The 14587-nt window shown below is 69.0% G+C and carries 13 protein-coding genes; 10 read left to right on the top strand and 3 right to left on the bottom strand.

The features are described from left to right. Positions 1–140 precede the first annotated feature (140 nt). The 8 genes from ftsE to ACT53U_RS13555 all read left to right on the top strand — a co-directional run bounded on the left by ftsE (position 141) and on the right by ACT53U_RS13555 (position 6696). The gene (gene ftsE / locus ACT53U_RS13590; RefSeq protein WP_476155889.1) at positions 141–800 is read left to right on the top strand and encodes a cell division ATP-binding protein FtsE; all 660 of its coding nucleotides are present in this window, start codon (positions 141–143) and stop codon (positions 798–800) included. A gap of 9 nt (positions 801–809) precedes the next feature. After that, entirely contained in the window at positions 810–1778 is a 969-nt protein-coding gene (locus tag ACT53U_RS13585; protein ID WP_476155888.1) for a cell division protein FtsX, read from the top strand. A gap of 120 nt (positions 1779–1898) precedes the next feature. Next, positions 1899–2564 (top strand): YdcF family protein, encoded by a 666-nt coding sequence (locus ACT53U_RS13580; RefSeq protein ID WP_476155886.1) that lies wholly within the window; start codon positions 1899–1901, stop codon positions 2562–2564. Between the two features lie 26 nt (positions 2565–2590). Then, positions 2591–3379 carry a lysophospholipid acyltransferase family protein gene (locus ACT53U_RS13575; protein WP_476155884.1) on the top strand — a complete coding sequence of 263 codons (789 nt, stop codon included), beginning with the start codon at positions 2591–2593 and terminating at the stop codon, positions 3377–3379. Between the two features lie 86 nt (positions 3380–3465). Next, on the top strand, positions 3466–3912 hold the full coding sequence (locus ACT53U_RS13570; RefSeq protein ID WP_476155882.1) for a hypothetical protein: 447 nt from the start codon (positions 3466–3468) through the stop codon (positions 3910–3912). 112 nt (positions 3913–4024) lie between these two features. Further along, complete coding sequence (locus tag ACT53U_RS13565; RefSeq protein WP_476155881.1) at positions 4025–5056, top strand: DUF2125 domain-containing protein; 1032 nt, start codon at positions 4025–4027, stop codon at positions 5054–5056. A 129-nt stretch (positions 5057–5185) separates the two neighbouring features. Further along, positions 5186–6046, top strand: coding sequence for a pirin family protein (locus tag ACT53U_RS13560; protein WP_476155879.1), 861 nt, complete (start codon positions 5186–5188; stop codon positions 6044–6046). Between the two features lie 179 nt (positions 6047–6225). Next, positions 6226–6696 carry a MerR family transcriptional regulator gene (locus tag ACT53U_RS13555; RefSeq protein ID WP_476155877.1) on the top strand — a complete coding sequence of 157 codons (471 nt, stop codon included), beginning with the start codon at positions 6226–6228 and terminating at the stop codon, positions 6694–6696. Positions 6697–6723: 27 nt separating this feature from the next. Here the strand turns inward: ACT53U_RS13555 and ACT53U_RS13550 are convergent, their stop codons facing one another. Beyond that, positions 6724–8694: a methylmalonyl-CoA mutase family protein gene (locus ACT53U_RS13550; protein WP_476155875.1), complete on the bottom strand. Its 1971-nt coding sequence runs from the start codon at positions 8692–8694 to the stop codon at positions 6724–6726. A gap of 440 nt (positions 8695–9134) precedes the next feature. Between ACT53U_RS13550 and ccrA the strand changes: the two genes are divergently transcribed. Beyond that, the gene (gene ccrA, locus ACT53U_RS13545) at positions 9135–10427 is read left to right on the top strand and encodes a crotonyl-CoA carboxylase/reductase (RefSeq protein WP_476155873.1); all 1293 of its coding nucleotides are present in this window, start codon (positions 9135–9137) and stop codon (positions 10425–10427) included. A 105-nt stretch (positions 10428–10532) separates the two neighbouring features. Here ccrA and ACT53U_RS13540 read toward each other — a convergent pair whose 3' ends face one another. Together ACT53U_RS13540 and ACT53U_RS13535 are read right to left on the bottom strand one after the other, a co-directional pair. Continuing rightward, positions 10533–10826: an addiction module antidote protein gene (locus tag ACT53U_RS13540; RefSeq protein WP_476155871.1), complete on the bottom strand. Its 294-nt coding sequence runs from the start codon at positions 10824–10826 to the stop codon at positions 10533–10535. Positions 10827–10910: 84 nt separating this feature from the next. Continuing rightward, positions 10911–11837, bottom strand: a complete 927-nt coding sequence (locus ACT53U_RS13535) for a YihY/virulence factor BrkB family protein (protein WP_476155869.1) — start codon at positions 11835–11837, stop codon at positions 10911–10913. A 166-nt stretch (positions 11838–12003) separates the two neighbouring features. On the opposite strand from ACT53U_RS13535, the gene ACT53U_RS13530 reads away from it, so the two are divergent. Then, positions 12004–14568: a DUF3772 domain-containing protein gene (locus tag ACT53U_RS13530; protein ID WP_476155867.1), complete on the top strand. Its 2565-nt coding sequence runs from the start codon at positions 12004–12006 to the stop codon at positions 14566–14568. The last annotated feature ends 19 nt before the right edge of the window (positions 14569–14587 follow it).

Raw genomic sequence — 14587 nt, 5'->3', positions numbered from 1 at the left:
CTGAACGGGGCGTAAACCAAGGGGGGCGCGTGGGGCGCACGAGGGGGGTACCCATACATTCTTGGTTAACGAATTCTCAACGCGGCGGGACGAGGATGAGGGTGGACCCGCGTGCCTGCCCGCGGGCGATGGAGCATGGATTGATCGAATTCGAGAACGTCGGCCTCAGATACGGAACCGGACCGGAGGTACTGCGCGATCTCAACTTCGCGATCGCCCCCCGTTCGTTCCAGTTCCTGACCGGCCCGTCGGGCGCCGGCAAGACCTCGCTCATCCGCCTTCTGTTCATGTCGCTGAGGCCGACACGCGGTCTCATCCGCGTCTTCGGCCGCGACACCGCGCGGGTCGGCCGCGACGAGTTGCCGGGGCTCAGGCGCCGGATCGGCGTGGTCTTCCAGGATTTCCGCCTGCTCGACCACCTGACGACCTACGAGAACGTCGCGCTTCCCCTGCGTGTCGCCGGCAAGGACGAGGCGAGCTATCGCGCCGATGTGGTCGACCTGCTCGAGTGGGTCGGGCTCGGCGAGCGGATGCACGCGATGCCGCCGGTGTTGTCGGGTGGCGAGAAGCAGCGCGCGGCGATCGCCCGTGCTCTCATCACCCGCCCCGAGATCCTGCTCGCCGACGAGCCGACCGGCAACGTCGATCCGCCGCTCGCCCGCCGCCTTCTGAGGCTCTTCGTGGAACTCAACCGGCTCGGCACCTCGGTGCTGATCGCCTCGCACGACCTGGCCCTGATGGACCAGTTCGACGCCCGCCGCATCGTGCTGGCCGACGGCACGATCGAGATCTGGGAGTAGGCCATGGCGATGCCGACCAGAAGGGGCGCACGCGACGAGGGCCGCCTCGAAGCGCCTGGGCGCGAACCGATGCGGCAGGCGGAGGGCGGCAACGCGCTGGTGCCGCCGCGTTCGGTCGCGGGCCGTGCGCTGGTGTCCGTGGTGGCGATCATGTGTTTCCTCGCCTGCCTCGCGGTGGTGACGCTGGTCCAGGTGAGGACGGCGGCACGCGACTGGCAGGTCGACGTCAGCCGCGAGGCGACGATCCAGGTGAAGCCGATCGGCGATGTCGGCATGGAGATGCGTCTCGCCCGCGCCCTGTCGCTGGCGCGCGAGACGCCGGGGGTGCGCTCGGCCCGTCTCGTCGACGAGAAGGAGAGCACGGCGCTGCTCGAGCCCTGGCTCGGACCGGGGCTCGACGCCAAGACGCTGCCTATCCCGCGGCTGGTGGTGCTCGAACTGGTCGATCCGGCGACGGCGGATCTCTCGGGTCTGTCGAAGAAACTCGCCGAGAACGTCGAGGGCGCGGTGCTCGACGATCACGCCGTCTGGGCGGCGCGGCTGCGCACCATGGCCGGGGCGGTGGTGCTCGCCGGCGTGGCGGTGGTGGCACTGGTGCTGGTGGCGATGATGCTGTCGATCGTCTTCGCGACGCGGGCGGCGATGGCGGCCAATCGCGAGGTACTCGAGGTGCTGCATTTCGTCGGCGCCGAGGACACGTTCATCGCGCGCGAATTTCGCCGTCATTTCGTGGCACTGGGATTGGAAGGCGGCGTCATCGGCGGATCGGCGGCGCTGGCGCTGTTCCTCGTCGCGGGCTTCGCCTTCGGCGGCGGGCGCGGCGATCCGGTCGGCGATCAGGCCCAGGCCCTGTTCGGCGGCTTCTCGATCGGCTGGGGCGGCCTTCTCGGTATCGCCTCGATGGTGGTGCTGGTCACGGTGCTGACGGGGGTGGCGTCGCGCGCCACCGTCCTCGGGCACCTGTCCCGCCTGGAGTGAGGATCGGCCATGCTCGGGATCGAGGTGAACGGTCCGGATTCTGATATGGTCGGCGGCGAATGGATTCGCTCCGGATCGACGAGGACGATCGCCGCCGGAAAACTCGGGTCTGCGAAGCCGATGAACTGGTACGAGACAGTGTCGCCGGGCGTGGTGATCGCGTGGGTTGCCCGCGCGGTCGGTCTCGTCGTGGCGACCGGCATCGTCGTCTTCGGCGTCGGCTTCCTCGTCTTCGCCTTCGCCGTCACCTCGCAGGAGGAGCCGGCCGATCCGCGCGCCGACGCCATCATTGCGCTGACCGGGGGGCGCGACCGCGTCACCGAGGCGATCGAGCTGCTGGTCGCCGGCAAGGGGCGGCGCCTGCTGATCTCCGGCGTCCATCCCCAGACGCGGGCCGTCGACATCAAGCGGGCGGCCGACGTCGGCGGGCAGGTCTTCGACTGTTGCGTCGATCTCGGGCGGATGGCCCAGTCGACCGCCGGCAACGCCGAAGAGGCGGCGCGTTGGGTCGAGGAACACGGCTTCACCAGCCTGATCGTCGTCACCAGCGCCTATCACATGCCGCGCTCGATGATCGAACTCGACCGGGCGCTGCCCCACGTACGCAAGGTGCCCTTCGTGGTGGCGCGGCCCGAACTCAACCTCGACACCTGGTATCGCCATCCGGCGGCCGCGAAGCTTCTCTTCGGCGAGTACGTCAAGTATATCGTGGCACGGTTCGCGCACTCGGCGCCGCGGGCGAGCGCCACGCAGGTGGTGCGGCTCGACGGCACGGCGGCGCATTGATTCCTCTGAGACGGGTGCGCGCGTCCATGCCGGTCACGATCTTCCTCAGGTCCCTGGTCTTCAACGTCTTCTTCTACGTCCACACGCTGGTGTGGATGCTGGTGCTGCTGCCGACCGTCTTCTTCCCGCGCTCGGCCATGCTCGCCGGCATCAAGCGCTGGGCGAAGACCAACCGTCAGGCGCTGGAGATCATCGGCGGCGTCCGCACCGAGCTGCGCGGACTGGAGAACATCCCGCCGGGCGGGGCGATCATCGCCTCCAAGCATCACTCGACCTACGAGACGGTGTCGATGCTCGACCTCTTCGCCGACCCGGTCTACGTGATGAAGAAGGAACTGCTGTCGATCCCGCTCTTCGGCTGGTACGCCAAGAAGGCCGAGCAGATCCCGGTCGATCGCGCCTCCGGGCGCACCGCGCTGGTGGAGATGACGCGGCGGGCCCGCGAGGAAGTGGCGCGCGGACGCCAGCTGATCATCTATCCCGAGGGCACGCGCCGGCCGGCGGGCGCCGAACGGGCCTACAAGCACGGCATCGTCAACCTCTACGAGGCGCTCGGCGTGCCGGTCGTCCCGGTGGCGCTGAACGCCGGCCTGTTCTGGGCCCGCCACGTCTTCACCCGCCATCCCGGCACGATCGTCGTCGAATTCCTGCCGCCGGTTCCGGCGGGCGGCGACGGCGAGGTCTTCTTCGCCGATCTGCAGGAAGCCATCGAAACGGCGACCGACCGGCTGATCGCCGAGGCCTTCGCCGGGCCGAACCCGCCGCCGATCCCGCCGGGCGGCGAGGCGTGGTCCGCCCGTGCGCCGAAGGTCTGAGGCATCGTTCCTTTTTTGTTCCAGAATCCACTTGCGTGATCCATCGGAGTGTTCCATCTTTGTTCCAGGCAAGGATGGAGGGTCCGATGGACGGACGCGGGATGGTCGGCAGTGCCGCGATGCGGCGGCGCGAATTCGTGGTGGTCGATCGGGCGGCGGGTGACCGCGCCTCGTCCGGGCCGACCTTCGGCCGGGTGCCGGCCTTCGACGGCATCGCGGGGCCTGCCGGTTGGCTCGCGAACCGTTTCCTCGTCTGGCGCGGCGCCTCGGGCCGGGCGCATGTCTTCTCCCGTTGCGACGACGTCGACGACATCGCCGGCGACGCGCTGTTCCTGATCCCGCGGGTCGATGCCGCCGGGCGCATCGTCGGTGCGCGCGTCGGGTTGCGGCCGGAGCCGGGACGACCCGCCTGGGTGCATTTCGTCGGCGACGACGAGGGCGCGCTCCGGCGTGCGCGGATGGATCTCGCCGCCGCCCCGCGCGGGCCGGTGCCGCCGACGATCGCCGATCGGGATCTGCCGCGCGCGGCGTGATCCCGCGACCGGGCCGCAGCGTCGGGCGTGACGGCGGGGCTTCCCGACGGGTGGACGTCCGCGGCGATGCGGCCTATCTCGGAGGACCGCCGATCCGATCGAGAGTGGACCCATGACCGAGACCACCGGAACCGACCATCCGCCGAAGCGCCGCCGGGCGCCGCAGATCGCGCTGGGCGTCGTGGTGATCCTCGCGGTCGCCTGGAGCGGCTTCTGGTTCTGGGGCCGCGGGCGGCTCGCCGAGGAGATGGATCGTCGGCTCGCCGAACTCGCGACCCGCGGCGTCTCCGTGGTCTGTCCGAACCGGACGATCGGCGGCTTCCCCTTCCGCATGGAGGTCGGCTGTTCCGATCCCGGCCTCGAGATCGCGGGCCGCGGCATCGGCGGTTCCGTCTCGGCCCTGCGGGTGGTGGCTCAGGTGTGGAACCCGCGTCTGATCATCGCCGAGTTCGACGGGCCGCTGGTCTTCGCCGACGGGCGCGGCGTCAGGGTCGACGCGACCTGGCGGACGCTCCGGGCCTCGGCCCGACTCGCGGCGAGCGGGCCGGAACGGGTCTCGATCGCGGCGGAAGGCATCGACGCGCGGACGACCGACGCGGCGAACGTCGTCTCGCGGCTCGTCGCCGAACATCTCGAACTGCACGGACGGGTCTCGGGCGAGACGGTGCATGATCTCGACGTCGCGGTCTCGGCCGCCTCCGCCTCGCTCGACCTCGAAGGCCGCCACGTCGGCCCGCCGCGCTCCGATCTCGCGGTCGCGACCACGCTGCGCGACTTCCTGCCGCCGCGTGCCGGAGACGTGCCGCGCGGCTTCGCCGAACGCGGCGGGCGGATCGAGCCGATCCGGGTCGACTGGTCGGTCGGCGGCATGGCGGTCGCCGGCAAGGGGGCGCTGACGCTCGGCCGCGACGGGCTCCTCGACGGGGCGATCGGCTTCGCCGCGCGTGGTCTCGAGATGCTGGCGCTGCAGGGCAAGGCTCTCGGCGCCGAGACGGCGGGCCTCCTCGGCGGTTTCATCCTGCTCGGCAAGACGTCGAGCGATCCGGAGCTTCCCGGCCGGCGGCTCGATCTGGTGATCGAGCACGGACGGCCGCGTTTCGGCCGGGTGGTCGGCCCGCCGATGGCACCGCTCTTCGTGCCGTGAGGCGACGTCGATCGGCACGTCGCGGTCGTCGGACGGATCGTTCGACGTTTCGGCGCTGGACCTCGGGGCTCTCCCTCGCCACATGTCGAGGCGACGGGACGGCCTTCGCCGTCCGCCGAGGATGACCGCATGACCGAACGCCGCGTCGAGACCCTTCTGTCCGCCCCCTCCCGCCACTGGGTGGGCGACGGTTTTCTCGTCCGCCCGATCTTCGGGCAGGCCGCCTTCACCCGCGTGGTGAGCCCGTTCCTGATGTTCGACTTCGCGGCGGAACGCGAGTTCGCGCCGTCGCCCGCTCCGCGCGGCGTCGGGCCTCACCCCCATCGTGGCTTCGAGACGGTGACGCTGGTCTATGCCGGTGCGGTCGATCATCGCGATTCGGCCGGCCATGCCGACACGATCGGCGTCGGCGACGTGCAGTGGATGACCGCGGGCTCGGGCCTCGTCCACGAGGAGATGCTCGGCGAGGCGGTCGGCCGCCACGGCGGCAAGGTGTCGATGGCCCAACTCTGGGTGAACCTGCCGGCGCGCGCCAAGAGCACGCCGCCGCGCTACCAGCCGATCCTCGCCGAGACGATCCCGACGGTGACGTTCGAAGGCGGCTCGCTGCGGGTGGTCGCCGGCGCGATCGGCGACGTCACCGGTCCGGCCGAGACCCACACGCCGCTCGCCGTGCTCGACGGCAGGGTCGCGGCCGGCGGGCGCCTCGCCCTGCCGATGCCGACCGGCTGGAACATTCTCGTCGCGGTGCTCGACGGCGAAGTCGCGATCGGCGACGTACGAATCGGGGCGGAAACGGTGGCGGTTCTGGACGGTGGTGGCGACACGATCGCGGTAATCGGGGGAGCGACCGACAGTCGCATCCTGATTCTCGCGGGCGAGCCGATCGACGAACCGATCGCCGCCATGGGGCCCTTCGTCATGAATACGCAGGACGAGCTTTTTCGCGCCGTCGACGATTTTCGGAAGGGGCGAATGGGGCGTCTCTGAAACCGGGGGAGGTCCCGCCCAGGAGTCATGTCTGACATGCAAGCGCGTATCTTGGCGGTAACAAGAGCCGTTCGCTTCTTGCTCCCAAAACGTTTTGAAGGAACAATCTCGTCAACGTCGTCGGAGGGTCGGTTCGAATCGACCGTGTTGGGAATTCCGCTCGACGCCGTCGGCCGTGCATGCCGGCCGACGCTCAATTCGAGGTGGACATGACGAAGGCTGCCGAGACGATCGAAAGTTTGGCGAACTCATTGCGTTTGCTGATGAACTACTCGACGACGGCCATCGGGGCGACCTTCACCATAGGCGAGTTGTCGTCACATCTCGGCGTATCGCTGCGGACGCTGCGCTTCTATGAACAGGCCGGCCTCCTGCAACCGCACCGCGAGGGGGCTCGGCGAATCTATTCCAGCGAGGATCGGGCGCGCCTCGAGGTGATCGTCGCGCTGCGCGAGTTCGAGGTGTCGCTGACCGGCATCAAGCAGCTGCTGGCGACCGCCGATGCCGGCGGTCCCAACATCGAGACGCGGATCGTCGCGCTCTATGACCAGCTGCTCGAGGACGTGCACACCGCCAACGCGACGCGCATCGCCGAGCTCGAGGGCATCAACGGCCGGGTCGAACGCGCCCGCCTCGCCGTGACCGGCTGACATGGCGGGCGGCGGGGCGCGCCGCTCTCAGGCGGCGCGTTCGCCGACGATGCGGACGATGTCCGCCATGATGTCGGTGATCTGGAAGTCCTTCGGCGTATAGACCGCCGCCACCCCCATGCCCTTCAGCGCCTCGGCGTCCTCGGTCGGAATGATGCCGCCGACGACGACCGGGACCTCGTCGAGGCCCGACGCCCTCATGCGCGTCATCACGTCCTCGACGAGTGCGAGGTGCGACCCCGACAGGATCGACAGGCCGACGGCGTGGACGCCCTCCTCGAGGGCGGCGTTGACGATCTGCGCCGGGGTCAGGCGGATGCCCTCGTAGACCACTTCCATGCCGCAGTCGCGGGCGCGCACGGCGATCTGCTCGGCGCCGTTGGAGTGACCGTCGAGGCCGGGCTTGCCGACCAGGAACTTGAGGCGGCGGCCGAGCTTCTCGGAGACCGCGTCGACGGCACCACGCACCGAGGCGACGTCGGCGCCGCCGTCGCGGGCGGCGCGGCCGACACCGGTCGGCGCCCGGTACTCGCCGAAGACGTCGCGCAGCGTCGCGCCCCATTCGCCGGTCGTCACGCCGGCCTTGGCGGCGGCGATCGACGGCTCCATCACGTTGCGGCCCTCGGCTGCGGCGGAACGCAGGGCGGCGAGCGCGGAAGCGACCGCCTTCTCGTCGCGGCCGGCGCGCCAGGCCTTGATGCGTTCGATCGCTTCCGCCTCGACATGGGCCGGGACGGTCAGGATCGAGCCTTCGCCGGTCGTCAGCGGCGAGGGCTCGGTCTCCTTGAAGCGGTTGACGCCGACGACGGTGGAGGCACCCGCCTCGATCGCCTCGAGCCGGCGGGTGTTCGATTCGACGAGCTTCTGCTTCATGTAGCTCGACTCGACCGCCGCCACGGCACCGCCCATCGCCTCGATCGCGGCGAGTTCGGTCTTCGCCTCGGCGACGAGTTCGGCGACCTTGGCCTCGATCTCGGCCGAGCCATTGAAGATGTCGGCGAATTCGAGCAGGTCGGTCTCGTAGGCGAGGATCTGCTGCATCCGCAGCGACCACTGCTGATCCCACGGGCGCGGCAGGCCGAGGGCCTCGTTCCACGCCGGCAGCTGCACGGCGCGGGCGCGGGCGTCGCGCGACAGCGTCACGGCGAGCGCCTCGATCAGGATGCGGTAGACGTTGTTTTCCGGCTGCTGCTCGGTCAGCCCCAGCGAGTTGACCTGGACGCCGTAGCGGAAGCGGCGGTTCTTCTCTTCTTTCACGCCCCAGCGGTCACGGGTGATCTCGTCCCAGAGGCGGCCGAAGGCGCGCATCTTGCAGATTTCCGTCACGAACCGCATGCCGGCGTTGACGAAGAAGGAGATGCGGCCGACCGCCTCGCCGAATTCGGCCTCCGGGATCACGCCGGTCTTCTTGACGTTGTCGATGACGGCGATCGCGGTGGCGAGTGCGAAGGCGAGCTCCTGGACCGGCGTCGCGCCCGCTTCCTGCAGATGGTAGGAGCAGACGTTCATCGGGTTCCACTTCGGCATCTCCGTGTAGGTCCAGGCGATGACGTCGGTGGTGAGCCGCATCGAGGGCGACGGCGGGAAGACGTAGGTGCCGCGCGAGAGATACTCCTTGATGAGATCGTTCTGCGTCGTGCCGGCCAGCTTGGCGCGATCGGCGCCCTGCGCGTCGGCGGCGGCGACGTAGAGCGACAAGAGCCAGGGCGCCGTCGCGTTGATCGTCATCGAAGTGTTCATCTTCTCGAGCGGGATGCCGTCGAAGAGCGCCCGCATGTCGCCGAGATGGGAGACCGGAACGCCGACCTTGCCGACCTCGCCGCGCGACAGCGCGTGGTCGGGGTCGTAACCGGTCTGGGTCGGCAGGTCGAAGGCCACCGACAGGCCCGTCTGGCCCTTGGCGAGATTGGTGCGATAGAGGCGGTTCGAGGCCTCGGCGGTCGAGTGACCGGCGTAGGTGCGGAACAGCCAGGGCTTGTCGGGCGAGGCGAGAGGCATGGACGTTCTTCCCGGGTCATAAATCGATTATGGTCCCTTGGATATCGCACCGCACAAGCGCCGTCATCCCACACGAACGTCGGACTGCGACATTCGGTCTCGCGCGCGGGGCGGCGCGCAGGCGAGACCGGGCGTGCCGGCGCGCGCGACACCGCGGGCGAGGCGGAAACTCGGGCAAAACCCGCGCGACGCCCACTGCGATTCGTCGCTGCGGCCGGTGTCGGCGATCAGGCGGAATTTTGCATTGCGGCAAGATCTGGCCGGAACGGCGCGGATCGGTCGAATTTCAATCCTTTAGTATTATGGAAATCCGCCGTGGACCGGGCCGATAGTGCGGCCATCGTTGCAGTGCGGCATGGGCCCTTCCCCTGGGGCGCGGTCGCGGGCCCAAGAAGGAAACGGCCGACGCATGCGTCCGGTCGAACGCGGGAAGGAAGACCATGGCTGGGAATGCTGAAGACCGTCCGCTGAAGGACCTCTACGAGATCGGCGAAATCCCGCCGCTCGGCCACGTCCCGAAGAACATGTACGCCTGGGCGATCCGCAAGGACCGTCACGGCCCGCCGGAAGAGGCGATGCAGCTCGAGGTCGTGCCGACCTGGGAGCTCGACAGCCACGACGTGCTGGTGCTCGTGATGGCCGCCGGCGTCAACTACAACGGCGTGTGGGCGGGTCTCGGCAAGCCGATCTCGGTCTTCGACGTCCACAAGCAGCCCTACCACATCGCCGGTTCCGACGCGGCCGGCATCGTCTGGGCGGTCGGCTCCAAGGTGAAGCACTGGAAGGTCGGCGACGAGGTCGTCATCCACTGCAATCAGGACGACGGCGACGACGAGGAATGCAACGGCGGCGACCCGATGCTGTCGCCCTCGCAGCGCATCTGGGGCTACGAGACGCCGGACGGGTCCTTCGCCCAGTTCTGCCGCGTCCAGGCGCGCCAGCTGCTGCCGCGGCCGCAGCACCTGACCTGGGAGGAGTCGGCCTCCTACATGCTGACGCTGGCGACCGCCTATCGCATGCTGTTCGGCCACAATCCGCATCAGCTGAAGCCGAGCCAGAACGTGCTGATCTGGGGCGCCTCGGGCGGCCTCGGCGTGTTCGGCGTGCAGCTGACCGCGGCGGCGGGCGCCAATGCGATCGGCGTCATCTCCGACGAGGACAAGCGCGACTACGTCATGAGCCTCGGCGCGCGCGGCGTCATCAACCGCAAGGACTTCAAGTGCTGGGGCCAGCTGCCGAAGGTGGGCTCGCCCGAGTACGACACCTGGTTCGGCGAGGTCCGCAAGTTCGGCAAGGCGATCTGGGACATCACCGGCAAGGGCAACAACGTCGACATGGTGTTCGAGCACCCCGGCGAGAGCACCTTCCCGACCTCGACCTTCGTGGTGAAGCGCGGCGGCATGGTGGTGTTCTGCGCCGGCACGTCCGGCTTCAACATCACCTTCGACGCCCGCTACGTCTGGATGCACCAGAAGCGCATCCAGGGTTCGCACTTCGCCCATCTCAAGCAGGCCGCCGCCGCCAACAAGTTCGTGCTCGACCGGCGCGTCGAGCCGTGCATGTCGGAGGTCTTCGAGTGGAAGGACATCCCGCTCGCCCACACCAAGATGTGGAAGAACGAGCACAAGCCCGGCAACATGGCGGTGCTGGTGTGTTCGCCCAGGACCGGCCTGACCACCTTCGAAGACGTCGTCGAGGCGTCGCAGGAGATGTTCGGCGCCGTGGCGAGCTGAGCGGGCGTCGCGCCGCCGGCATCGATGAGACGCAGAACCCCGTCGGAGCGATCCGGCGGGGTTTCGCGTTTCGCCCTCGTGGAACGATGCGTCGGCGTGGAGCGGTCACTCCGCGGCGGTGGGCGCGATCGTGATCCTCAGCCCGAGTGCGGTGACCACCTTGCGAATGGTCTCGTGGCGGGGATGCGCGCCGGGTGCGAGCGCCTTGTAGAGGCTCTCCCGGCCGAGACCGGATGCCTTCGCCACCTGTGCCATGCCCTTGGCCTTGGCGACATCGGCCAGGGCGGACAGAAACACGTCGGGGTTCGGATCCTCGAGGCAGGCCGCGAGATACTCGGCCATCACCTCGTCGTCGTCGAGGTGGTCGGAGACGTCGAAGGGGGCGAGCTTGTCGTTCATCGATCCGTCCTCGATGCGGGCCGATTCCCCGGCATCCCGAATGTCGCGATCATGCGAGGACCGTATCTGTCTGGATACGACCGATCAATGCACCGGCGGTGTCCGTGTCCTCACCAGCGCCACGGCGTGGTTGATCTCGGCGCCGAGCAGGAAGATCAGGCCGACGATGTAGAAGAACAGCATCGTCGCCACCGCACCGCCGAGGCCGGCGTAGGTCTTGGCGTAGCCCGAGAAGTGGGAGAGGTACCAGGAGAAGACCCAGCCGGCGGTGAACCACAGCGTCAGCGTCACCAGCACGCCGGGCAGGACGCCGCCGACGTGCTGGGTGCGGGCCGGCAGCCACATGTGGGCGGAGAACAGGAACAGGAACACCGCCAGGAAGAACAGCAGCAACGGCAGGCGGTTGAACCAGTTCCACCACGGCTCGATGCCGTGCACGTGCGGGGCGAGCAGACCCCAGACCACCGGCAGGACGACGACCAGGAAGCCGAGCCCGAGGATGACGATCGCCGCGATCAGCATGAAGAACGTGCCTTCCAGCCGGCGGATCAGGAAGTGGCGGCTGTCGTAGGCGCGATAGGCGTAGTTGAGCCCCATGCGCAGGCTCTCGACCAGACCCGTCACGATGATCACCAGCAACAGGGCGCCTACGGTGAGGACGCGGCCCTGCGAGGTGGTGAGAACCGCCGAGATCTCGGGCTTGAGGATCGCCGCCACCTGTTCCGGCAGAACGGCGAAGAGGCCGCCGGTGCCCTGTTCGGCCGCCGCGGTCAGGTCGGCGACGCCCCACTGACCGGCCGCCCAGCCGGCGACGCCGGTGACGAGGATCAGGAAGGGGAAGAGCGAGAAGATCACCGAGAAGGCGATGTTGGAGGCATGCGCGAAGCTCTCGTTGCGCAGCAGGCCCCAATAGATCGCTTCCCAGACGACCCAACCGACGGCGCGCCAGCCGCGGGGCGGCTGGCCGGGAAGGGCGATGACGGCAGTGTCTTCGGTGGGCGGTTCCGACATGGCGCGGAGATTATGTGCGAGACGCGGCGGACACAATCGTCTCGATGCGGGAATGCACTGCGGGCTGCCTTCGCTTCCCTTTTGCCTTAATCTCGGCTCATGGAAGCGGCGACTCGCGCCGTTTCGACGGCCCTTCCCACGATCAGACCACGGACGGCTCCCGGTGATGACGCCCCGCGCCCGCGCGCTCCGATTCGCGATCCTTCTCCTCTCCGGCCTCGTGCTCGGCCCGGTCGCCCCTTCGGGCGCCGCCGAAACCCCGGCCGCCAAGCCCGCCGCCGCCGCTCAGGCCCCCGCCGCCAAGCCGGCCGCGGCCCAGCCCGCTCCGGCGCCGGCTCCGGCGGTCAAGGCCAAGCCGGACGAGGTACAGCTCAAGCTCGACGGCTGGAAGAACGAGATCGAACAGATCGGCGCGGCCCTCCAGCGCGACGGTCTGACCGACTGGCGCCTCGCCGAGATGCGCGGCCGCATCGACACGATCCGCGCCGAGGCCGACGTCATCGACCAGACCGAGAGCCCGCGCGTCGCGGCCTTCGAGGCGCGGCTGAAGCAGCTCGGCCCGGCGCCGGACGCCAAGGAAGACGACACTGCGCCGATCGAGGCGGAGGCCGTCAAGGCCGAGCGGGACGAGCAGCAGAAGCTGCTCGCCGAGGCGCAGGGCCGGGTCAAGCAGGCGCAGCTGATCCGCCTCAGGGCCGAAGAGATCGTCAAGGCGATCAGCGACAAGCGTCGCGCCCGCTTCGCCCAGGACATGGTGCAGCGCTCGCGTTCGGTCGCCGATCCGTCGCTGTGGCTCGAGGCCGGTCATGCGGTTCCCGGCATCGTCTCGGGCTTCGGCTATCTGCTCGGCGACTGGTTCGCGCTCCTCGCCAAGCGCGGCTTCGAGACGGCGACGGCGGTCGGCTCGGCGATCCTCGCCTTCCTCGGCATCCTGTTCCTGGCGCGTCGGCGCGTCGCCCAGTTCGCCGATCGTGATCCGGACGCGGTCGAACCCTCGCGCTTCCTCAAGGCGTTGAAGGCGGCGGGCATCGTCGTCTTCAACGTGGCCGGTCCGGTGCTCGCCATCTGGGGCATCCAGGTGGCACTCGACGTGTTCGAGCTCAATCCGCCGCGCGTCGGCCTCTTCATCTCGGCGATCGCCGCGGGCGTCGGCTCGGCGGCGATGGTCTACGGCATCGCGCTGGCCATTCTCGCCCCCGGCAAGCCGCAGTGGCGGATGGCGGCGGTGGGCGATCACACCGCGGCGCGGCTGCTCGGTCTCTTCGTGGTGCTGGCGATCGTCCACGGCGTCGGCGTCTGGATGATCCGCCTGTTCGACGCGCTGACCGCCTCGGTGGCGGCGCTGATCCTGGTCTCCGGCCTCTTCGCCATCGCCGATGCGGTCTTCGTCATGCTGGCGCTGCGCGTCGCGGCCCGCACCATGGCCGGTGAGGACGGCGACGAGGAAGCGGCGGAAAAGCCGGAGGAGAAGCGCTCCGGCCTGTGGCGCTGGCTGGTGCCGCTCGGCTGGATCCTGGCGATCGGCGCGGCGGTCGCGGCGATCGGCGGCTACGTCGCGCTCGCCGCCTTCGTGACGCAGCAGACGGTCCGCGTCGGTTTCCTGCTCGGCGCGCTCTACATCCTCCTGGTGCTCGCCGACGAAGCGATCCAGCGCACCTTCGACGCGCGCAGCCGCTTCGGCATCGTCATGACGCGGTCGATGGGGCTGGCGCGCGAGACGGTCGAGCAGATCGGCGTGGTGCTGTCCGGTCTCGTCCGGCTGCTCCTGCTGGCGCTCGCCGCGCTCTTCATCCTGGCGCCGATCGGCATCGACGGGCAGGACGTCGTCACCGACGCCAAGATCGCCTTCTTCGGCTTCAAGATCGGTGGGCTGACGATCTCGCTGTCGTCGATCCTGACGGCGGTCGTCTTCCTGGTCATCGGCATCGGGGTGACGCGCGGCGTGCAGGGCTGGCTCGACCAGCGCTTCCTGCCGCGCACCCGGCTCGACGTCGGCCTGAAGAACTCGATCCGCACGTCCTTCGGCTATCTCGGCATCGTCATCTCGGTGGCGCTCGCCTTCTCGGTGATCGGCCTCGATCTGCAGAACCTCGCGATCGTCGCCGGCGCGCTGTCCGTCGGCGTCGGTTTCGGTCTGCAGTCGATCGTCAACAACTTCGTCTCCGGCCTGATCCTGCTCGTCGAGCGGCCGATCAAGTCGGGCGACCTGGTCGAGATCGGCACCCAGAAGGGCTTCGTGCGCAAGATCAACGTGCGTTCGACCGAGATCGAGACCTTCGATCGTGCCTCGCTGATCGTGCCGAACTCGTCGCTGATCACCGGCAACGTCAAGAACTGGATGCACCGGGATCTCACCGGCCGCTGCCTCGTCGACGTCGGCGTCGCCTACGACACCGATCCGGAGGAGATGAAGGCGATCCTGCTCTCCTGCGCCGAACACCACGACAAGGTGCTGAAGTTCCCGGCGCCGCTGGTGCTCTTCACCAATTTCGGCGCCGACGCGCTGGAGTTCCGCCTGATCTGCACGATCGGCGCGGTGACCGACGTCGGTTCGGTGGAGAGCGACCTGCGCTTCGACATCGTGCGGTCGCTGCGCGAGAAGGGGATCGAGATCCCCTACGCCCAGCGCGACATCAACATTCGCCAGCTCGGCGACATCGGCGATCTCCTCGACCGTTTCGGCATCGCGCCGGCGGCGAAGGCGCCGCCGCCGTCCGAGCCTCAGCCGTGATCTGCCCAGGGATACCCCG

It is taken from the genome of Pinisolibacter sp. DMC19, assembly GCF_056313985.1.
Note: the sequence above shows the minus strand (reverse complement) of the source record. Positions and strands in the feature narration are given on the sequence as shown.

Bases quoted from the DNA above. Each gene is read 5' to 3' on its own strand.
- ACT53U_RS13585 (WP_476155888.1), top strand. From the start codon at position 810: ATGCCGACCAGAAGGGGCGCACGCGACGAGGGCCGCCTCGAAGCGCCT.
- ACT53U_RS13580 (WP_476155886.1), top strand. From the start codon at position 1,899: ATGAACTGGTACGAGACAGTGTCGCCGGGCGTGGTGATCGCGTGGGTT.
- ACT53U_RS13575 (WP_476155884.1), top strand. From the start codon at position 2,591: ATGCCGGTCACGATCTTCCTCAGGTCCCTGGTCTTCAACGTCTTCTTC.
- ACT53U_RS13570 (WP_476155882.1), top strand. From the start codon at position 3,466: ATGGACGGACGCGGGATGGTCGGCAGTGCCGCGATGCGGCGGCGCGAA.
- ACT53U_RS13565 (WP_476155881.1), top strand. From the start codon at position 4,025: ATGACCGAGACCACCGGAACCGACCATCCGCCGAAGCGCCGCCGGGCG.
- ACT53U_RS13560 (WP_476155879.1), top strand. From the start codon at position 5,186: ATGACCGAACGCCGCGTCGAGACCCTTCTGTCCGCCCCCTCCCGCCAC.
- ACT53U_RS13555 (WP_476155877.1), top strand. From the start codon at position 6,226: ATGCCGGCCGACGCTCAATTCGAGGTGGACATGACGAAGGCTGCCGAG.
- ACT53U_RS13550 (WP_476155875.1), bottom strand. From the start codon at position 8,694: ATGCCTCTCGCCTCGCCCGACAAGCCCTGGCTGTTCCGCACCTACGCC.
- ccrA (WP_476155873.1), top strand. From the start codon at position 9,135: ATGGCTGGGAATGCTGAAGACCGTCCGCTGAAGGACCTCTACGAGATC.
- ACT53U_RS13540 (WP_476155871.1), bottom strand. From the start codon at position 10,826: ATGAACGACAAGCTCGCCCCCTTCGACGTCTCCGACCACCTCGACGAC.
- ACT53U_RS13535 (WP_476155869.1), bottom strand. From the start codon at position 11,837: ATGTCGGAACCGCCCACCGAAGACACTGCCGTCATCGCCCTTCCCGGC.
- ACT53U_RS13530 (WP_476155867.1), top strand. From the start codon at position 12,004: ATGACGCCCCGCGCCCGCGCGCTCCGATTCGCGATCCTTCTCCTCTCC.